The sequence below is a fragment of the Acidisoma sibiricum genome (assembly GCF_057837225.1).
Map to the genome: position 1 here is coordinate 156,448 of NZ_JBYQFD010000002.1, position 19,691 is coordinate 176,138.

At 65.4% G+C, this 19,691-nt stretch carries 19 protein-coding genes and 1 pseudogene; 13 read left to right on the top strand and 7 right to left on the bottom strand.

Features of this window, described 5'->3' with window-relative positions; genetic code table 11:
• Positions 1 to 136: 136 nt before the first annotated feature.
• The 6 genes and pseudogenes from AC3G7M_RS19150 to AC3G7M_RS19175 all read left to right on the top strand — a co-directional run bounded on the left by AC3G7M_RS19150 (position 137) and on the right by AC3G7M_RS19175 (position 7,686).
• A complete protein-coding gene (locus AC3G7M_RS19150) occupies positions 137 to 1,072 on the top strand; it encodes an ABC transporter substrate-binding protein (RefSeq protein WP_489216908.1) in 936 nt (311 codons plus the stop codon).
• Positions 1,072 to 2,658 (top strand): amino acid ABC transporter permease/ATP-binding protein, encoded by a 1,587-nt coding sequence (locus tag AC3G7M_RS19155; RefSeq protein WP_489216909.1) that lies wholly within the window; start codon positions 1,072 to 1,074, stop codon positions 2,656 to 2,658. The genes AC3G7M_RS19150 and AC3G7M_RS19155 overlap by 1 nt, the downstream gene beginning before the upstream one ends.
• Entirely contained in the window at positions 2,655 to 3,065 is a 411-nt protein-coding gene (locus AC3G7M_RS19160; RefSeq protein ID WP_489216911.1) for a RidA family protein, read from the top strand. Before AC3G7M_RS19155 ends, AC3G7M_RS19160 begins: the two co-directional genes overlap by 4 nt.
• A gap of 27 nt (positions 3,066 to 3,092) precedes the next feature.
• The gene (locus AC3G7M_RS19165) at positions 3,093 to 4,163 is read left to right on the top strand and encodes an acetamidase/formamidase family protein (RefSeq protein ID WP_489216913.1); all 1,071 of its coding nucleotides are present in this window, start codon (positions 3,093 to 3,095) and stop codon (positions 4,161 to 4,163) included.
• Positions 4,164 to 4,783: 620 nt separating this feature from the next.
• Positions 4,784 to 6,494: pseudogene (locus AC3G7M_RS19170) on the top strand (acetamidase/formamidase family protein); the annotation flags it as partial.
• A gap of 103 nt (positions 6,495 to 6,597) precedes the next feature.
• Entirely contained in the window at positions 6,598 to 7,686 is a 1,089-nt protein-coding gene (locus tag AC3G7M_RS19175; RefSeq protein WP_489216915.1) for a transporter substrate-binding domain-containing protein, read from the top strand.
• A gap of 11 nt (positions 7,687 to 7,697) precedes the next feature.
• On the opposite strand, the gene AC3G7M_RS19180 is transcribed toward AC3G7M_RS19175, so the two are convergent.
• Positions 7,698 to 8,636 carry an AEC family transporter gene (locus tag AC3G7M_RS19180; RefSeq protein WP_489216917.1) on the bottom strand — a complete coding sequence of 313 codons (939 nt, stop codon included), beginning with the start codon at positions 8,634 to 8,636 and terminating at the stop codon, positions 7,698 to 7,700.
• A gap of 182 nt (positions 8,637 to 8,818) precedes the next feature.
• On the opposite strand from AC3G7M_RS19180, the gene AC3G7M_RS19185 reads away from it, so the two are divergent.
• From AC3G7M_RS19185 to repB, 3 genes are all read left to right on the top strand, one after another.
• Entirely contained in the window at positions 8,819 to 9,667 is an 849-nt protein-coding gene (locus AC3G7M_RS19185; RefSeq protein WP_489216918.1) for an oxidoreductase, read from the top strand.
• A 131-nt stretch (positions 9,668 to 9,798) separates the two neighbouring features.
• Positions 9,799 to 10,041, top strand: a complete 243-nt coding sequence (locus AC3G7M_RS19190) for a WGR domain-containing protein (RefSeq protein WP_489216920.1) — start codon at positions 9,799 to 9,801, stop codon at positions 10,039 to 10,041.
• 71 nt (positions 10,042 to 10,112) lie between these two features.
• A complete protein-coding gene (repB, locus tag AC3G7M_RS19195; RefSeq protein WP_489216921.1) occupies positions 10,113 to 11,012 on the top strand; it encodes a plasmid partitioning protein RepB in 900 nt (299 codons plus the stop codon).
• Here the strand turns inward: repB and AC3G7M_RS19200 are convergent.
• From AC3G7M_RS19200 to AC3G7M_RS19225, 6 genes are read right to left on the bottom strand one after another with little or no spacing between them, the layout of a single operon-like run.
• Entirely contained in the window at positions 11,009 to 11,530 is a 522-nt protein-coding gene (locus tag AC3G7M_RS19200; RefSeq protein ID WP_489216923.1) for an RES family NAD+ phosphorylase, read from the bottom strand. The two genes, repB and AC3G7M_RS19200, sit on opposite strands and share 4 nt — an antisense overlap.
• A complete protein-coding gene (locus tag AC3G7M_RS19205) occupies positions 11,527 to 11,886 on the bottom strand; it encodes an antitoxin Xre/MbcA/ParS toxin-binding domain-containing protein (protein WP_489216925.1) in 360 nt (119 codons plus the stop codon). The genes AC3G7M_RS19200 and AC3G7M_RS19205 overlap by 4 nt, the downstream gene beginning before the upstream one ends.
• A complete protein-coding gene (locus AC3G7M_RS19210; RefSeq protein ID WP_489216927.1) occupies positions 11,883 to 12,785 on the bottom strand; it encodes a COG4705 family protein in 903 nt (300 codons plus the stop codon). The genes AC3G7M_RS19205 and AC3G7M_RS19210 overlap by 4 nt, the downstream gene beginning before the upstream one ends.
• Before the next feature lie 46 nt (positions 12,786 to 12,831).
• A complete protein-coding gene (locus AC3G7M_RS19215) occupies positions 12,832 to 13,602 on the bottom strand; it encodes a segregation and condensation protein A (RefSeq protein WP_489216928.1) in 771 nt (256 codons plus the stop codon).
• On the bottom strand, positions 13,595 to 14,206 hold the full coding sequence (locus AC3G7M_RS19220) for a hypothetical protein (RefSeq protein ID WP_489216930.1): 612 nt from the start codon (positions 14,204 to 14,206) through the stop codon (positions 13,595 to 13,597). The genes AC3G7M_RS19215 and AC3G7M_RS19220 overlap by 8 nt, the downstream gene beginning before the upstream one ends.
• Positions 14,207 to 14,208: 2 nt before the next feature.
• Entirely contained in the window at positions 14,209 to 15,075 is an 867-nt protein-coding gene (locus tag AC3G7M_RS19225; protein ID WP_489216931.1) for a tyrosine-type recombinase/integrase, read from the bottom strand.
• Positions 15,076 to 15,260: 185 nt separating this feature from the next.
• Here AC3G7M_RS19225 and AC3G7M_RS19230 point away from each other — a divergent pair, with 185 nt between their 5' ends.
• The 4 genes from AC3G7M_RS19230 (at position 15,261) to AC3G7M_RS19245 (ending at position 19,646) form a co-directional block, all read left to right on the top strand.
• Positions 15,261 to 15,998: a DUF2786 domain-containing protein gene (locus AC3G7M_RS19230; protein WP_489216933.1), complete on the top strand. Its 738-nt coding sequence runs from the start codon at positions 15,261 to 15,263 to the stop codon at positions 15,996 to 15,998.
• Positions 15,995 to 16,441 carry a hypothetical protein gene (locus AC3G7M_RS19235; protein ID WP_489216934.1) on the top strand — a complete coding sequence of 149 codons (447 nt, stop codon included), beginning with the start codon at positions 15,995 to 15,997 and terminating at the stop codon, positions 16,439 to 16,441. Before AC3G7M_RS19230 ends, AC3G7M_RS19235 begins: the two co-directional genes overlap by 4 nt.
• 716 nt (positions 16,442 to 17,157) lie before the next feature.
• Positions 17,158 to 18,456 (top strand): replication protein RepA, encoded by a 1,299-nt coding sequence (locus tag AC3G7M_RS19240; RefSeq protein WP_489216936.1) that lies wholly within the window; start codon positions 17,158 to 17,160, stop codon positions 18,454 to 18,456.
• Complete coding sequence (locus AC3G7M_RS19245; protein ID WP_489216938.1) at positions 18,453 to 19,646, top strand: AAA family ATPase; 1,194 nt, start codon at positions 18,453 to 18,455, stop codon at positions 19,644 to 19,646. Before AC3G7M_RS19240 ends, AC3G7M_RS19245 begins: the two co-directional genes overlap by 4 nt.
• Positions 19,647 to 19,691: the final 45 nt, after the last annotated feature.

A 19,691-nucleotide genomic window follows, 5' to 3' on the forward strand; every position in this document is an offset into this window, starting at 1 on the left:
ATTCGTCCTTTGCTTATCAGACGGGCAATCTCCGTCTGATCGCCCTGTTTTGGCAATGCGCCGCGCCGGCCGTCCTAAAGCGCGCTCCCCGCCCCTGCCTAGGATGCGCCCCGATCATAGAGAGGAGCGACCTAGGATGATCTTGCGAGCCAATCCTTCCCAGCCGCGCGCCGCCTGGGCGAACCCGTGGCGCCAGACCCTGCGCCTGGTGGCGCTTGGCGCCGCCGGCCTGCTGCTCTGCGCGGCCCCGCACCGCGCCCATGCCGCCGCGAGCGACCTGCCACCCACCCCGGCCGCCTGCACCGCGCTGCAGGCGAAATACCCGATGTTCCAGGGCAAGACGCTGATCAATGTCATCAACCCGCATACGCCGGGCTATGAGGCGCTGGACCCGCAAGACCCTAGCCAGTACATCGGCTTCGACATCGATCTTGGCGAATCCATCGGCAAGTGCTTGGGCTTCAAGGTTGACTATAAGCCCGTCGCTTTTGCGGCCCTGCTGCCCACGCTGCAAAGCGGCCAGGCCGATTTCGTGATCTCGGATATCTACGCGACGTCCGACCGCGCGAAGGCCGCCGACTTCATCACCTATTCCAAGGTCTTCGATGGCGTCCTGGTGGTGAAGGACAATCCGAAGAAAATCACCGGCATCAATACCTCGCTGTGTGGCCTGACGGCGGCTGAGAATACCGGCTTCGTCGAAGTGCCGCTGGTGCAGAACCTGGCGCCCGCCTGCAAGGCCGCCGGCAAGCCCGCGCCCGCGCTGCAGCTCTATGACAACAACGCCGATTGCATCCAGGCCATCCTCGCCGGCAGGGCCGACACCTATATCAACGACGTCAATACGGTCGATCAGGCGGTCAAGGCCTATCCGACCCAGCTTAGCAAGGCGCTCGCCGTGACGCTGCCCTATTACATCGGCATCGGCGTGCCCAAGGGCAAGACGGAGATGCGCGATGCCTTTGTCGCCGCCCTCACTGCGCTGCAGGACTCGGGTGCTCAGCTCACGCTCATCAAGAAATGGTCGCTTGACGCGGGCAGCATCGCCGCCCCGCATCTCGTCATCAACTGATGCAGCTGTTTCTCCATTATCTGAGCCTGCCGTATCTTCTCCAAGGCACCCTCTTCACGATCGAAGTGACGGTGCTGGGGCTCATCGGCGGGCTGATATTGGGGCTTATCCTGGCGAGCATGCAGCTCGCCAGGTTCGCGCTTCTGGCAGCCGTCGCACGCGCCTATACCGTCATCTTCCGCGGCACGCCGTTGATCCTGCAACTTGTCTTCGCCTATGACGCGCTCCCCCACATCGGGGTCAGGCTCTCCGCCGCCATGGCGGCCGCCCTCGCGCTCTCGGCCAATGAAGCGCCCTTCATCGCGGAAATCCTGCGCTCCGGCATTCTCGGCGTCGATCGCGGCCAGCGCGCCGCGGGCCAGGCGCTCGGCATGACGCCCATCGTGCTGATGCGGCGCATCATCGCCCCCCAGGCGATCCGCGTCATGGTCCCGGCCTTCGGCAATGAGGCGGTGTCCGCGCTCAAGAACTCGTCCCTCGCCAGCGTCATCTCGGTGCAGGAACTGACCCTGCGCAGCACGCAGCTGGCCTCTTCCACCTTCGACTTCTTCTCGATCTTCTTTGCCTCCGGCATCCTCTATCTGGTGCTGACGGGTGCGGTCAGCGGCTTGCAGCTGATGGTGGAGCGCGCGCTCGATCTCGATCGCGGAGGTTCGGAATCCCGCCTCATGCGCCTGATGCCCTGGTATCGCGCGCAAGGCCCTATGTCGGTGCCGGTAACACCCGACGTCGCAGAAAAAGACTCCGCGCCTGATCCGCTGCCCGTCGATACAGCGCACCGCGCACCGCGCGCGTTAGGGGAAACGGTGCTGGACGCGCGCGACTTGCGCAAACTCTATGGCGATCAGCTGGTGCTGGACCGTGTCAGCCTCACCGTCCGCGCGGGCGAGGTCGTGGCGCTGCTCGGTCCCTCGGGTTCCGGCAAAAGCACACTGCTCCGCTGCCTGGACGGGCTGGAGAGCTGGGATTTCGGCAGCGTCCAGATCGCGGGCCAGCCCTTTGGCACTGCGGCCGGTGGCAAGCCGCCCTCCCCCCGCGCCCTCGCCCAGGCCCGCGCCCGGCTTGGGATCGGCATGGTCTTCCAGCATTTCAACCTCTTCGCCCATCTCAGCGCGCTCGAGAATGTCGCGGGGCCGCTACGCTGGATTCACGGCGCGCCGGCGGCTGAAGCCCGGGCGCGCGCCATGGCGCTGCTGACGCGTGTGGGCCTGGCCCATCGCGCCCATGCCCTGCCGCGCCATCTCTCAGGCGGTCAGCAGCAGCGCGTCGCCATCGCGCGCGCCCTTGCCCCCAATCCGCGCGTTCTGCTGCTGGATGAACCGACCTCGGCCCTCGACCCCGAACTGGTGGGCGAAGTGTTGGAGGTGATCCGCCGCCTGGCAGTCGAAGACGGGCTGACCATGGTCATCTCCACCCATCAGCTGCGTTTCGCGCGCGATGTGGCAGACCGCGTTGTCTTTCTCGCGGGCGGAGTCATCGCCGAAGAAGGCCCCGCGCGGGAGGTTCTCACCCATCCCAAGCATCAGCTCACCCGCCGCTTTCTGAACGTGATGAGTGCGGCTGAGCCCGTGGAGGCCCTGACATGACTGCCAAGGAAAGCTTCACCTTCACCCCGGCCCAGGGCGTGCCGCCTGGCGTCGCCCCCTTCTCCCACGCCACGCGATGGGGTGATCTTCTGTTCATTACCGGCCAGATGCCGACACAGCCAGAGACCGGCACAATGGTTGCGGGCGATGTCGTAACCCAGGCCGAGCAGGTGCGGCGCAACCTCGCAGCCGTGCTCGCGCAATTCGGCCTGACGATGGATGACGCGCTGATGGTGCGCGTCTACCTCACCGATTTTGAAGGTGACTACACGGCCTTCAACGCCGCGTACCGCGCCTGGTTCACCGGGCCCCTCCCCGCCCGCACCTGCGTCGGCGTCACCGGACTTGCGGTGGGTGCCATGGTTGAGATCGACCTCATCGCCGGCCTTCGCGCTGACCGCACCTGAACCCTTCTCGCCTGACGGAACCCGAGCATGACCCTGATCCAGAACGAACACGCCGCCGAACAGGAGAGCGGTCAACCGGCTCTGCATAATCTGCGCGCCACCACAAAGACTGTGCATTGGGGCTATTTCGATGCGGATCTCGCGCCCGCGCTGACGGTCAAAAGCGGTGACATCATCCGCGCCGAGGCCATCACCCATCATGCCGGAGATGCGCCGGAGCTGATGATCGATGGCGGGATCGATGCCATCTTCCGCGGCGTGCCCGAGGCTGACCGCAATCCGGGCGTGCATATCATGACAGGGCCAATCTTCGTGGACGGCGCCAAGCCCGGCGACATGCTGGAAGTGCGCTATCTGCACATGACGCCGCGGCTGCGCTACGGCTCCAATCTCGCCGCCCATTGGGGCCATCTCTATAAGGAATTCGGCGAGAAGGAGCGCGTGACCATCTACCGCATGGATGAGGCCGGACAAACCGCCGAAGCCGTCTTCGCCTATGACTTTCCGGGCAAGTATCTGACCCCCGGCGCCATCACGCATGAAAAGGATTTCTGCCGCGTGCCGGCGCTTGCCGGCATTCGCGTGCCGGTACGTCCGCATCTGGGCACGGCGGGGGTCGCGCCCGATGCCCAAGGCCGCGTCAGCACGGTGCCGCCGGGCAATCACGGCGGCAATATCGACAATTGGCGCATCGGGGCGGGGGCCACCATGTTCTATCCCGTGCAGGTCGATGGCGGGCTGTTTTCGATCGGCGATCCGCATATTTCCCAGGGCGATGGGGAGATTAGTGGGACGGCCATCGAAGCCTCGCTCGACGTCACCTTTCAGATCTTCCTGCGGCGGGATTTCGCTTTCCCCTCGCCGCTGCTGCAGACGCCGAAATACTGGATGACGCATGGCTTCGACGATGACCTCAACATCGCCATGAAGAACGCAAGCCTGGAGATGCTGCGGCTATTGACCGAGCATCGCGGCCTCAGCCGTGACGACGCCTATTCGCTCATGAGTGTCGCGACAGATTTCAGCGTGACCCAGGTGGTAGACGGGCGGCAGGGCGTGCATGCCCGCATCTGCCGCGCGGTTTTCCCTCCCGATTGAACGCGGCAGCAACACTGCCGCTTGCGCCGCTTGGCCATGGCCCGCATGATCGCGCCATGGCCATTGAGCGGTTCAGCACCGACCCGTTCCCCTTGGACCGCCGCCCTGCGGCCTGGGCCGCAGCGCTACGCCAGCAGGCTCTGGCGGCTGCCGAAAGCGGGCCGCCTCCACGCGGACAGATCTGGAGCCATCAGGCACCGCGCGGCAGCCGCTTCATCCTGATCGCGACCGACAGTCCTGCGCTGCATCGCCTGGAAACCGGGACGCCCGCGCAGATGTGGCTCGGCATCCTGCTGGCGGGTGTTGCCCGGCTGGACAGTGGTGAGGCGCCGAGCTTGCGCGACTTGCTCATCTGGCCGGGCCAGGCGGGTCCGCTCTTGCGGCCAACCGAGCCCTCCCGGCTCCTCCTTTTACGCCTGCCGCGGCGTGACCCGCGATGGGGCGGCTTCGGGGAGAGCGAAGGCCTGGCCGAGGCCGGCCCGCTGCGTCCCGGTGCCTCCCCCATCCTCACCGGCCTGCTTGCCACCTTGGCCGAAGCGCTGGAGACGGGCGCGGAGGCGATGCTCTCCACCTTGGAGACGGCGCTCGCCGAGATCATGCCCGCGGCCCTGGCACCGCTCGCCGGCGGCACCGCGCAACGCGCCGCTTTGCGGCAGCGCATCCTTGCCGCCATCGAACGCCAACTCGGCGAACCCCATCTTAACCTCGCCCGCTTCGCAGCCGAGGAAGGGATTTCGGAACGCGCCGTGCAGAAACTGCTGGAGGCTGAGGGCCGCAGCTTCAGCCAGTATCTGCGCCATCGCCGGCTGATGCGCGCGGCCGAGGCCCTGGCCGATCCGGCCCTGGCGCGCCTCTCGGTCGCTGACATTGCCTTCCGCTGCGGCTTTGAAGACCCCGCCCATTTCAGTCGCGCCTTTCGCCAGCGCTTCAGCCTGACACCGGCCCAGCACCGGGCACAGGCAGCGCCGAAAGCCGAGAGCCATGAGCCCCGCAGCCGCGGCAGACCCGTCTCTGGCGGCCGCGCGGAAGCGCCCCCTGCCCCGGCGCTTGCCACCCTGCCAGTCCCACGCGCCGAGGGGCCGCTGCACCATCATCTGCGTGCCACGCCTGAGACCGTGCATTGGGGCTATTTCAGCCGGACCCTGGCGCCTGCTCTCTCAGTCCGCTCCGGCGATACGGTGACGGTCGAGACATTGACCCAGCACGCTTCCGACGATGCGGCGCGGATGATAGCGGGCGATGCCGATGCAGAAGCGGTGTTTCAATGGACGGCGACCCATAAGGCGGTGGACCGGCGCGGCGCCGGACCGCTGGATGCCTCCATCTACGGCCGCGGCGCGGGCGAAGGTTTTGGCGTGCATATCCTGACCGGACCGATCGCGGTGGAAGGCGCGCGGCCGCGCTACGTGCTGGAGGTGGAAATCCTCGCCATCGAACCCCGTCCGAGCCGTGCCCCCGGCTATGAGGGGCGCAGCTTCGGCAGCCATGCCGCTGTATGGTGGGGCCGGCATTATGACGAGCTGCTGACCGAACCGCGCCCGCGCGAGGTGGTGACCCTTTATGAAATCCTGACCTGCGGCAACCGGCTCTGCGCCCATGCCGCCTATAGTTTCCGCTGGACACCGCAGCGCGACCCGTTCGGCGTGGTTCACGTCACGATGGACTATCCCGGCGTCGTCGTAGACCACACAACAATCATGCCGGTGCCCGATGTCCTGAACGGCGTGCATGTGCCCGTCCGGCCGCATTTCGGTACCATCGGCCTGGCCCCGGACCATCCCGGTCCGCTCGATTCCGTGCCGCCCTCGGCTTTCGGCGGCAATATCGACAATTGGCGCCTGGGTCCGGGTGCGAAGATCTTCCTGCCGGTTTCGGTCGCGGGTGCGCTGCTCTCCTTAGGCGATCCGCATGCGGCGCAGGGCGATGGTGAGGTGTCGGGCACGGCTATCGAATCCTCGATGACCGGTCATCTTCGCCTCACGCTGCATCCGCGGGAGACCGCCAGTGCCATGCTGCGCGACCTCAGCTATCCGCTGATCGAGACCGAGGAGCATTGGATCGTCCAGGGCTTCAGCCACCCGGATTACCTGGCCGATTTCGGGGAAACCGCACAGAGCGAGGTCTATAAGCGGTCTTCCCTCGATGCCGCGATGCGGGGATGCCTTTCGCAAGGCGCGACGCTTCCTCATGACAGCGCGCGGGATGAGCGAGGATGAGGCGCTCTCCCTGCTCTCCGTCGCCGTCGATTTCGGCATCACCCAGGTGGTGGACGGCAATTGGGGCGTGCATGCGAGCATCCCGAAATCCCTGTTCCAGCCGCCGCCCGACTGACGCACGGCATCCCGCGGCCCGCCTTCGGGTCGCCAGCTATTGCCAAATCCCACCGTTCCTGGCTTCAAGCGAATGACGCAGCCGCCTTGATCCGGGACCATCCATGACACGCCACGCGCTTCGCCTTGCGATGCTCGCCCTTTGTCTCCTGTCCCTGACCCTGGGCAGAGCGACGGTGCAGGCCGCTGACCTGCCCGCCTCCGTCAAGGTCGGCATCCTGGTCCTGCCACCCTTCGTTGAGCAGACGACCCAGGGTTACGGCGGTATGGCGATCGACCTTTGGCAAGCAGTCGCGGCCAAGATCGGCGTCAATTACCAGTATCAGGCTTTTGACACGCTGCCGGCTTTGCTCGACGCGGTCTCGGCCGGCCGGGTCGATGTCGTCGCCGGCAATCTCGCGGTGACGGAGCCGCGCCTTTTGCGCATGGACTTCACGCAGCCCTGGTTCGATTCCGGCCAGCGCGTCATGGTCGACCGCACCCATCATTCCGGCTTGATCAGCCTCTGGAATAATCTCGCACAAAGCGGACATCTGCAGATCTATCTGTGGCTGGCGATCCTGATCGGCATCGCCACCATCGGCCTCACGGTGTTCGACCGCTATTTCGACGAAGAGTTCCACCCGGAATGGCATAAGGGCTTCATCGAAAGCTTCTATCATGTGGTCTCGGTCACGACCTCGGGCAAAACCTCCCATAAGCGGCTGTTCGGCGTCTATGGCCGCATCATCGCCGCGCTCTGGATGATCTGCGGGGTTGCGGTGGTCGCCTATATCACCTCCTCCATCACCAGCGTCATGACGACAAGCAGCCTCACCAGCCAGATCACCGGCAAGGCCAGCCTGACGGGCAAGGTAGTGGGCGTGCTGAAAGGCACGGTCGGCGCGGATTATTGTTTTGATGAAGCGCTGACCTGCGTCAGCTATGATGAGCCGATCACGCTGATCGCCGCACTGCGCAAAGGCGCGGTTGACGCCATCATCGGTGACGCCGCCATCCTGAGTTTCTATCAGCATAGCCATCCCGACGTGCCGGTGACGGTGGTGGGCTCCATCTTCCGCCCCGAGAAAATGGCTTTCGCGGCACCGCTCGGCAGCCCGCTGATCCGGCCGATGAACCTGGCGATCGTGGCCGACATGCAGAGCGGGCTGATCGACCGCCTGCGCGCCAAGTATTTCGGCGCCGAACCCTGATTTGACCAGCGCTAACCGACCCAGGCGAGATAGGCGGAGACCGTCACCAGGGAGACGATTGTGGACATCAGGATGGCGCGCGCCGTCACCGCGGCTTCGCGTCCATAGAATTCGGCGAGCATGAACGGGCCGGTGCCGGTGGGCAAAGCCGCCAGCACCACGACGAGATGGGTGAGCGGCGGAGCAAGACAGAAAACCTGCGTCGCCAGAAGCCAGGCGATGACCGGCTGGCCGATCAGCTTCAGTCCAACCAGCAGCCAGACACCGCCATCCGGGCGCGCTGGCGTGACCGCGCGGCGCTCGCCCAGGAAAAGCCCGAGCGCCACCAGGGCGCAGGGTGACGCGGCTTCCCCCAGTAGCTTGAGAAAAGTCTCGGCACTGCCCGGCAGTGCGATACCGGTCGTGGCCCAGAGCGCACCCAGCACGGGCGCGACCAGCAGCGGGTTGCGGATCAGCGAGCGGCCGACTTTCAGCATGAGACGCGCCGGATGCGCCTCGGTCTGCAGCCCGATCTCGATCAGCACGATGGCGACCGCGAAGAGCACGCAGACGGTGACGATGGCGGCGATGGTGGTGAGCGTCAGACTGTCGCGGCCGAAGACGATCAGGCTAAGCGGGAAGCCGATGAAGCCGGTATTGCCATAGCCCGCATTCAGCGCATCGATGCTGACATCCGCGAGGTGACGGCCGCCGCCCCGTCGCAGCAGGATGGTCAGGCCGAAGACGAGAAAGCAGCTGAGGGTAAAGACCGCCGTAAAGCCCGGCTGATCGAGCGCCGTCCAGCGCGCATGGGCCATGATATCGAACAGCAGCGCCGGCAGAGCGAGATAGACCACGAAGCGATTGAGTTCGGTGGTTGCATGGGGACCGAGAACCCCGGTCCGCCGGCAGAAGAAGCCCACCAGAATGAGGGCGAAGATGGGCAGGATGACGAAGAAGGTGGTGAGCATGAAGGCCTTCGGCTAAGCACCCGGCGAGTGGCAGCGGGCACGGGTCCTGCCTGCATAGCCATGCCTGCCGGTCTGGTCCAACCTGCGACAGCGGGACCCGGCACACGCTTTTGTCACACGGCCGCGTCCGGCCTGGCATCCTACATAATCGGTCTAGTGCGTTCGCAGGAAAGGTCTTCCCCATGGCATCCGACTCCACCCCCGTCTGGTTCATCACCGGCTGCTCCACCGGCTTCGGCCTGGACCTCGCCCGCCTCATCGTCTCCCGCGGCTGGCGCGCCGTGGTGACGGCGCGGGATCAGGCCCGTGTCGCCGATATCGCCAAGGGGGCTGAGGATCGGGTGCTGGCGCTGAGCCTTGATGTCACCGACGCGGCCCAGATCAAGGACGCGGTGGCCGCAGCCGAGTCCCGCTTCGGCCGCATCGACGTGCTGGTGAACAATGCCGGCTATGGCTATCAGGCCTCGATCGAAGAAGGCGACGACGCCGAGATCCGCGCCCAGTTCGACGCCAATGTCTTCGGCCTCTTCGCACTGACCCGTGCCGTGCTGCCGATCATGCGCCGCCAGCGCCAGGGCCATGTCATCAATATCACCTCGGTCGCCGGCTTCATCGGCTTCCCGGGCTCGGGCTATTACGCTGCCAGCAAGCATGCGGTGGAAGGGTTCTCCGACGCGCTGGCCGCCGAGGGCAAGCCGGTCGGCATCAAGGTGACCTGCGTCGAGCCCGGCCCCTTCCGCACCGATTGGGCGGGACGGTCTCTGCGTCAGACGCCGAGCAAGATCGCCGACTATGCTGAGACGGCGGCGGCCCGGATGAAGGCGACCGCCGATATCAGCGGCAAGCAGGCCGGCGACCCGGTACGTGCGGCCGAAGCGATGATCCGCGTGACGGAGGAACAGAACCCGCCGCGCCACCTCGTGCTGGGCGGGTTCGGCGTCAATGCGGTGACCAACAAGCTGCGCGAGCGTCTGGCCGAGGTTGAGGCTTGGCGCGAGGTCGGCCTCGCCACCGACTTCCCGACCAATTGAGCAATCCGCACGCGCGAGCCATGCAGGCCGGGAATCCGCGGGATTCCCAAATGACTCGGCTGTCCTCCCACCGGGAGGACTAGCCTCACCCCGGGTAATGACAGGCGTGAGCCCTGTCTATGCGGGGTGGAATGGCAAGCAGGATCGCGCTGCAGCGCATCCGGCCGGAGCGCAATGAACGGCGCTTCTACCGGATGGAGGTGATGACCGATCTCTTCGGCACGGTCCTGCTGCTCCGCCGGTGGGGGCGGATCGGCACGGACGGACGGCAACGCGACGAGCCCTTCGCCGACGAGACGGCGGCCGTCGCCGCACTTGACCTCTGGGCCGCGCGCAAGCTGCGGCGCGGCTACCGGCATATAGGACCGAATTGAGACGAGTTGACAGCTGACAACTAGGACAGCATATGGTTACGATATCGTTCTGATCAAGGATGGATCCTGCCATGCCGCTTCGACGCCGGATCGCGAACCAGACGGCCATGGCTAGACCCGATACCGGGCCGGGCGAGATCCGTGACCTTGATCCCGGGCAGATCGACCGGTCTTTCATCACCGACCGCATGGAACCGGAGGATGCCCGCTACCGGAGCCTGCGGGAGAGCATTGCGGTCAAGGGCCAGGCTTCGCCCATTCTCGTCCGACCCCATCCGACGGAGCCCGGCCGCTATCAGGTCGCCTTCGGCCATCGCCGCCTGCGCGCCGCCGCCGAACTCGGCCGGACGGTCCGCTGCATCATCAAGCCGCTGAGCGATCTGGACCTCGTGATCGCCCAGGGCCAGGAGAACAGCGTGCGGGCCGACCTCTCCTTCATCGAGCGCGGGCGCTTCGCCCAGGCGCTTGAAGAACGCGGCTATCGCCGGGAGACGATCATGCGGGCGCTCAATATGGACAAGTCAACCACGTCGCGTCTGATCTCGGCGGTCAACCGTCTGCCCACGGATATTGTGGAGGCCATAGGCCCGGCACCCGGCGCCGGACGGGATCGCTGGATGGCCCTCGGCCGCGCCTTTCGCCGCCATGCGGTAGAGCGGCCGGTCGATCCATTGCTGGAAAGCACCGACTTCATCTATGCGCCATCGGACCGGCGGTTCGAGATGCTCTATCGGCATCTGAAGCCATTGGCCTACCGCCCGCCGAAACCCGTGACGCGCCGCTGCCTGTCCCGCACCGGGCAGACCATCGCGACTGCAACGGTCACGAACAAGACCGTCATCCTGACGATGGACCGGGCGGCGACCAGTGGTTTCGCCGAGTTTCTGCTCGGCCGGCTCAGTGCGCTCCATGCGGATTACATCGCGGGACCGAACGCGCCGTCGGCCTTCCGGCATTCGATCAACCGCTAGATCCGCCAGGAACGGTCGTCGCGCGGCAGCCGGCCCTCATCGTCGATGACGGTGACGCTATGGGGCGGCGTCGGGCTCCATTGCCAGAAGACGAGATTGACATCCTCGGCCGTGGCGCCGGCCGCGAAGCTTGGCACCATGATGGCGGCAATCCCCGCCGCCTGCAGCCGGCGGGCAAGATCCCAGCTGGGCGGCGTCTGCCGCCGGCTCGCCAGATCTTCCCAGGGACAGGCGAGCATCTCCCGCGTCACGCCGAGACTGGCGACAACCGCGGGATCGGTAAGGTCCGCGACATCCGCACAATCGACCTCATAGGCACAGAGGGTCATGGGCTGTGCCTTGAAGGGGAAAGCCTGCTGCGCCTCGGCCCAGGCGGTCTGCATCCGCCGTGCGGTATAAAGGGCGGGCATGCCGGTGGGATTGAAGCGGCCGCCGTAGCGGGCCGCGCCTTCGCCGGACAAGGGCGAGAAAGCCCAACGCGGATGATGCGCGCGGTAGACGAAGCCGCGAAACCTCACGCGTAGCCGCCGACCGCGATCCGATCGAGATAGCGCTTCACCGCCTCGGCCCGGCCTTCCTTGACCAGAGCCTCGGCCGTCTGATCTCCGAAGGAGGGCAAGGGCTGCGACCGGTACCAGGCGAAAGCCTGCTGCGGCGAGCCCGCCCAGGGCCGCACGCGGTTGAGGATTTCGACGATGTCGCGCAGGCGCGACTGCGTGGCGGGGGCGGCGACCCGCGTGGTTTTGGCGATGGCGTCCCGCGACAGGCCAAGTGTACTCGCCAGCTCCGCCCGCGTGATATGCAGCATGGAGCTGAGCCGGTCTGCCGCGATCAGCCCATCCGGCGAGGCCGTCGCTTCAATGAAACTCGTCATGTCTTGCATCGCACTGCCCCATACTTTGCCCCGAATTGGGTCAATTTATAGGGTAGAAGCAGCCATGGCGCCATGACAATAACCGCAGCGCAGGCATCGGCATCGGCCTCATCCCGCGCGGTCAGCACAGCCGGCCGCTGTTCCTGGCCGCGCCAGGACGCATAGAAGACCAAAGCCAGGATCAGAACCGTGAGGATGACGGCGAGCCTGCCTTTGGGAAAGCCGAGGTCGCCATGCGCGGGCTTGCCGTCGATCCAGTCGGCGAAGGAAGCACCGAGCGGCCGCGTCATGACATAGGCGAACCAGAAGGCGAAAATGTCGTTCAGCCTGAATTTCCAGTAGCCGATGGCAGGCGCGATAAACAGGACCAGGAACAGCACACCGGACCAGAAATTGCCCAGGCCCAGGTTGCGTGCGGTCCAATCCCCCGCAGCGGTGCCGAGAGCGAAACTGACGAAGACCGTCGTCCAGTAAAACCCCTCCCGCCGGCGCGTGACAATGCTGTGGATGGAGAGCGTGCCTTCGACCTTGCGCCAGGTGCTGAAGACCGCGATCAGCAACAGGCCGAAGACGAGCGTCGTGACCGTATGGGGCACGCCCATCTTATGGATGGCGTCCGCGACCATGGTGCCGAAGACCGCGATCATGGCGACGACGAACCAATAGGCCCAAGGGTTGAAGCGCCGGGTGGCAAACTGGATGACGAGGGCCAGGACAAATCCCCCGCTGGCAAGTGCCAGCGCCACCCCCGGATCGCGATGAACCCCGTAATCGGACGCAGCCTCGCCCATCGCCGTGGTGAGCAGCTTGATGACCCAGAACAGCCCGGTGATGGCGGGAACTTTCGCGAAAGCCGCCGTCCTGAGCATAGTATCGGAGGCGCTGGTCTGCACGGTCACGGTCGGTCGCTCCAGGCCCGGTTGTAGACGCTCCGAGCTAGCGCAATCACCGGATCGCGTCATCGGCAAAAACGTGGATCGGTCCGAAACTTTCCTGCTGTGCCAGGCCGATTTCCGCGCAGCGGGCGAGTTCCAGCGCGGCGAGAACCGTACTGGCAAGGGCTGTCCGCCGGCGCGTTCCGTGATGCGGATCATCCGGCGCGAGGGAGGGCAGGAAATCGGTCAGCTCGCCGCCTTCCGGGTGCCGGGCCAGCCACGCCGACAGATGCGTCATGGCATCCGGCACCCGCCAGAGGTCCGGGATGGTTCTGGTATAGACCGGTTCGGCCGCCTGTCGCGCAGCCTGACCCTGCAGGACCACGAGGCAGGCTTCCATCAGCGCCACATAGCCGCCTTCCCGCGGTGGCGCGGTGTGGACCCGCGTGAAAACCTCCATCCCCAGCAGCGGGCGGCGACCGAGCCAGGCGCCGCCAGCACGCATGGCGATGCGTTCGTCCAGGCGCTGGATTTCCGCTGCCGCTTCGGCCTCCGCCTCGGCGGCGGCTTGCGGGCTTGGCGGAAACAACAGGCGCGAGCGCAGCAGCACGAGACGGGTTGCCAGCACCAGCCAATCGGCCCGCCGCTCGAGCGGGACTTGATCTGCGAAACGCTCCATCGCGTCGCTGAACTGCTCCGCGAGACCGAGGATCGATATCCGCCCGAAATCGATCCTCTGCCGCTCCGCCAGATCAAGCAGCAGGTCCATCGGACCCTCAAAACCGTCCAGATGCAGGATGGGACTGGCGGGCAGAGGCGCGCTGTCCGCCCTGTCATCCATGGGCGTAGTCGGGCCGGCAGTCGAAGACGAGGCTCGGCCAGAGACGGCGGAGCGCGACCAGGGCCTGCCAGGGGGTCCAATCGGCCGACCAGAACTCATAGGCGATGGTGACCGCACGCTTGCGGCTGTGCGGCGCCACGCCGGTCACGCGGCGGACCTGGCGGAGCGACTGTAGGATGCCCCAGTGACGGCGGAGCCAAGCCTGGCTTGCGGCATGATCCGGCCCCAGGTGCAGAATGGTGGCAGGGACGGGCAGCAGGGCATGCAGATCGAACGGGCAGGCCTGGCTGGTGCGGCTGGCCAGAATAACGCGATCGGCGTGGCTTTCCGTGGCAGACCGCAGCTGGCGGGCGAGAATGCGTGCGGCGACAAGGCTGAGTCCGCGCGAACCGTCCGGCGGGTTGAGCAAAGCATGCAGCCGGTCTTCCTCGGCGAAGGAGAGATCGGGCAGATGCCAGGGGATGGCCCCTGACCCGGCGGCCTGCGCCTGGAAGGCCGCGACATCCGACCCCGGCCCTGAGACCAGCAGGTCATGGCGAAGCCAGTCAGGCTGCGCCATCGCCATGGGGTCAAACCTGTCCTCCGTGAGGACCGCGACTGGCATGATCATGCCTCTGCCCGCGCCAGAGACGCGTTATCCCGCGCGGCTGCGGCCATCATAAAGCCGGCGCGAAGGCCATGGGGCGAGAGGCGACCACCGTCCGGCGCCTGCAGCCCGACCAAGGCCGCACGCCGGCGGAGAATTTTCCAGACGCCATTGCCGGTAAGACGGCCTTCGATGGTGCCGGCCGCAGTGAGCCGGGGAAAGACCGGCCCGTAGGCGATCTGCGACCGGCGCAGCCAGATTTCCATCGCCCGCACGGGGCAAAGCTGCGCCTGACTGGCGCGGCCGATCGACAGACTTCTCCCCTGCCCGTCCCGACCCGCTTTGCGGCGGCCAATATGCAGGGTGAGACCGGACGACGCGAAATGCAGATCCTCGACATCCAGCGCCACCAGTTCGGACCGCCGCAGCCCGCCCGCGAAGCCGAACAACAGCAAGGCGCGATCACGGAGATTGGCGAAAGCGGCGCGGCCGCCCGGATCTGCATCGCAGCTGCTGAGCAGGAGCTGCATCTGCTCCGCCGTGAGCGCGGCCGCCGGGCGGGGCTTGCTGTCCGCCTGTCGCGCGCGGAGGAGTGCGATGATGCGGCCGTCGGACGCGGACCAGGCCTGGCCCGCCTGACGGTGATGGGCGGCGATGGCCGCCACCACAATACGCAGGCCGCTGGACCCGAGACGATCCTGCCGTGCAGCAAGATAGGCCGCGACGGTCGCGGGCTCAGCCGGCAGTGGCGCCAGGGCATGCGCCGCGCACCAGGCCGAGAAAGCCGCCCAGTCATCGGCATAGATTTTTTGGGTCGTGGGGGAGAGTGCTGCTGTTGCCCGAGACCTGCCGGGCGCGGGTGTTGCGGCTGCGGCCCTGTCGCTCAACGGCATCTCCCCTGCGCTTGCCCCTCAGCAGCTTGGCAGACTTGCCCCAATCACGGCAATAGCCCCTTCTTCCAGGGTTAGGCACGGTAATTTACGTAACAGTTCGATTTCAGTCGCTGGATCGGGTCCGGGGCACGCCCCCGCCCGGCTTTGCCTTTGCAAAGCGGCAGGCTAGCCTGACCGTCATGGCACAGATTCCCGAAATTGACAGGGTGAAGGCGCGCATCCGCGCCCTCACCGAAAAGACCGTGCAAAATGGCTGCACGGATGCCGAAGCCTTCGCCGCCGCTGAAATGGTGGGCAAGCTGCTGGATCGCTACATGCTGACGATGAGCGAAATAGACGTCCGGGATGCGATCTGCATCCAGGCGCGAATCGCCATGGCGGGGCGCCGGCGTGGCCCCATCGACGGCTGCGTGCCGGCAATCGGGCGGTTCTGCCATTGCATCGTCTGGCTGGACCAGAGCCAGGAGCCGGATACCGCAGCAAAGCACTATGTCTATTTCGGCTTCGAGGCCGATGTGCAGATGGCGGTCTATCTGTATCGGATCATCGAGCGCGCCATCGCGACCGGCACCACTCAATTCAAGGAATCCCACCCGCAGCTGAAAGGCACGCGGCTTCGTCTGGCGACGCGCAGTTTTCAGCATGGGCTGGTCAAGCGCGTCGACGAGCGGCTCGACAGTCTCCACCAGGAGCGGGAGGAGGCGATGCGCGCAGGCACGGGACGCGGCACGGCGCTTGTTCTGGTGAAACAGACGGTGGTGGCGGAAGCCTTCCGCGAGACCAAGATCCGCCTTCGCTCCCGCCGTATCGCCGCCATTGCCATTGACCGGCGCGCCTATGCTGCCGGCGAGGTGGCGGGGGACGGGATCAACCTCGCGCGGCCCGTGACCGAGAACGGACCCGCGCGCCTGCGATGACCGGCCTGCGGGATCATCAGCGCGGCAGGACCTATGCCTGGGAAAGCCGTGAGGTCGCGCCGCATGACACGACCACGATCAACCGCGCGGATGCGCAAGCCATGGTGGATACCCTCTGGGCGGAGCTTGGCCTGCGCTACCCGCCGCGGATTGCATCCCTGCCGGGCCAGGCCAAAACCCTGATCGGCCGCGCCGACCGGCTGACCATTGAACTGGCGCCCCGCGTGCCCTCCTGGTGCCTGCTGCATGAGCTGGCCCATAGCCTGACCTCCTCGGTGGAGGGAGAGAGCGACGGTCACGGCGCCCGCTTCCTGGCGACCTATATCTTTCTGCTCGGCCGTTACCTGCGGCTGGATGAGCAGGCACTGCGCCGATCGGCAGCACGCGCGGGGTTGCGAGTGGCGGCGGACGGCCGCGATTTCAGCCAGATCAGCGGGTCGTAAGCCGCTCGTCCCGCCGGAAGCCGGAAAATAACGCCATTTCAGGTGGTTATCCCGATTTTGCAGGTCTGCAAGACAGCGCACCATGATCATCGGTTCCAGATGCGTGATGCGACCGCGACGCGATCCGGCGCCTGAGCGCGACGCCATTCTCGGTGAGCTATCCCGAGTTGCCGGGAAGAAGGATGTCCGCCTGCGCGGGCCTGACAGGTAAAAGGCGTAAGCTATCGTTTGTCAGCTTCTGTCAGAGTCGCCCATTCAACACCGTCATACCCGCGCAAGCGGGTATCTTCTGAGGGCGCGACGCCTGTCCCGGCGCGCGCCGGCTGCGACAGTCAAGAAGATGCCCACTTCCGTGGGCATGACGGGGTAGCTGTATTAACCAAACCCTGACAGACTCTAAGGCCGATGAGCGACACTTCGCCTCAGGACGGCAACCGATGCCCGCGGTACAGACCGATGATCTTGGTACGCGCCTTCGATGATGATGGTGCGGCGACTCGGCCAAGACCGATGAGATGGGTACGGTTTATCCGGCCATTCCGATGACTTAGGTACCATACCTAAGACTCTCTCCTAAGATTCACCTGAGAAAGACCGTACCCAGATCATCGGTGGATTTGCGATTTTTTTGAAAAACGAGTTTTGCTTGCGAAAGCCAGCTGGGTTGGCTTAGGTTCCGGTCACCTTACCGTGCACCGATTCCCCCGGAGAGACCCATGGCCTCCCCCCGATACCCGCTGGGCCAGCAGATCCACCTGGAACTGGTCCAGCGCGGCCCTGATGCCGCCCATCAGCTGGCCACCTCGCTTGGCCAGCCTGACCTGTTCGACCGCGTCCTGGCGGTGCAGGACGAGACGCCAAGCCCGGGCTTTTTGCACTCTGCCCTATGCGCCATGTCCCTGCCGGTGCGCCGGCCCAAGGACGAGTATGCGCCGATCATGCGCCAGGATGGGCAATATACCCTTGTCATCAACCCCAAGCCGCGGCTGGACCTGGTCAATGGCCAGCAGCAATTCCAGAGCCTGGGCATTCCCTTCGGCTCCCTGCCCCGGCTGATCCTCATTCATATCATGACCGAAGCCGTCAAAGCCAATTCCCGCCATATCCATCTGGGGCGGAATTTCAGCGACTGGATGCGGCGGATGGGCTTCAAAACCGTGAGCTACGGGCCACGGGGCTCGGCGACCCTGATCCGCGATCAGATGGACCGCCTGCTGTCCTGCGAATGGATGATCCGCTGGGACAATACGGCCCAGAATGGCGAGCATGAATTCGGCATCCGGGAAATCAAGCTGACCAACGAATATGGCGGCCAGGACGGGCCGAAATCCGGCTTTCAGCGTGAAATCCTGATGACCGACGGGTTTTTCCATCACCTCAAGGAACATGCGGTGCCGCTGAACGAGGTGGCGATCCGCCAGCTGCGCGATTCGGCCACCGCGCTGGATCTCTACACCTGGCTTGCCTACCGGCTGCCGCGCATTGGCGCGAAACGCCCGGCGAGCCTGAGCTGGGATCAGCTCGCCGTGCATTTCGGCAATGACGGCAAAAACATCCGCAAATTCCGCCAGACCATCCGCGATGCCTGGGAACGCCACGTCTCGGCGGTCTACCCCGAGGCCAAGGCGGAATTCGATACAACCGTCATCCGGCTCTATGGCTCCCCCGCGCCGCTGCAGCAAAAGCTGGTCCAGGGCGCCAATCTGCGTCTGGTGACAGCCGATGATAAGGGTACGGGCGAAAACGCCGATGATGCGGTGACGCCAGATTTGCCGGCGGTCTTTCTCCAGAAGCTGCGCGACACTCTGGGCGATGCCGCCTTCAATGCCTGGTTCAAGCGCGCGGTGCTGGAGCAGCGGGACGAGGAATGGTTCCTGCTGGTGGAGCGGCGTTTCCACTCCGACTATATCCGGGCCCAGTTCAAGCAGCAGCTGGATTGGGCGGCGCGGGCCGTGGGGCTGGAGACTGTGCGTGTCGATGTGACGAAGAAACCTTCGGGTGTGACCGCCTCATGAATGATGCCCGCGTCGAATCCTCGACCCTGCGTTCCGTGGGGGAAATTTACGGCAAATGCCTCAATGTTCTGGAGGGGCTGCGTGACCAGGCCCTGCATGAAAGCGGCGTCCGCCAGTCCCCCCGCTTTCCCATTACGCGCGTGGCGGAACTGGTGGGGCGCACCACGGCCGCCATCCGCGAGGCCGAGAAGGACGGTCGCATTCCGGCGGTGGAGCGGACCACCACCGGCCGCCGGATCGGCTATACGCTGGCCGAGGTCAACCAGCTGCGCGAGGCTTTCGGCACCCGGCCGTGGCGCAGCGCGGAAGATCCGGTGTCGGTCATCGCGGTGCAGAATTTCAAGGGCGGGGTAGGGAAGTCCACCGTCTCGGCCCATCTCGCGCAATATCTGGCGATCCAGGGCTACCGTGTCTGTCTGGTGGATTGCGACAGCCAGGGGTCCTCCACCGCCTTGTTCGGCTATGTGCCCGACCTCGATATCCATGAAGACGACACGCTGTATCCGTTCTTCCGCAATATGGAGATGAGCAGCCTCGCCTATGCCGTGCGCGAAACGCATTGGGACAATCTCTATCTTATCCCGGCCAATCTGAAGCTCTATTCGGCGGAATATGAGCTGGCGGCCCGCATCTCCCGCTCCGAGCCGCGGCTGCTCAACCGGCTGGCGGAGGGCCTGTCCTCCATCGCCGACCATTTCGACGTCATCGTGCTGGACCCGCCGCCGGCGCTCGGCACCATCTCGCTCTCCGTCATGCGCGCGGCCAATGCGCTTCTGGTGCCGATGCCGCCCACGGTGGTGGATTTCGCTTCCACCACGACCTTCCTCGCCATGCTGTACGAGACGCTGCAAATTTTGGAGGAGCGGCATTTTCCGGTCGACTTCTCCTGGATACGGTTCGTGGCCACGCGCGCGGACGAGGGCAAGTCCATGCAGCGAGAGCTGCTGGGGCTGATGCGCAACCTGTTCGGCGAGAAAATGCTGCGCACCGTGCTGCGCGATAGCGCTGAGATTGACAATGCCTCCGCCCGTCTGATGACGATCTATGAGCTGGCCGCGCCGGTCACCTCCCGCGAGACCTATAATCGTGGTCTCGCCTATCTGAACGGGGTGAATGCGGAGATTGAGACACAGATCCGCATGACCTGGCCCAGTCACGAGCCAAAATTGCGGGCAGAGGGCAAAATCTGACCGCCTTGCAGACTCGCAAGATTTGTCTAACTGATTGATGTGGAA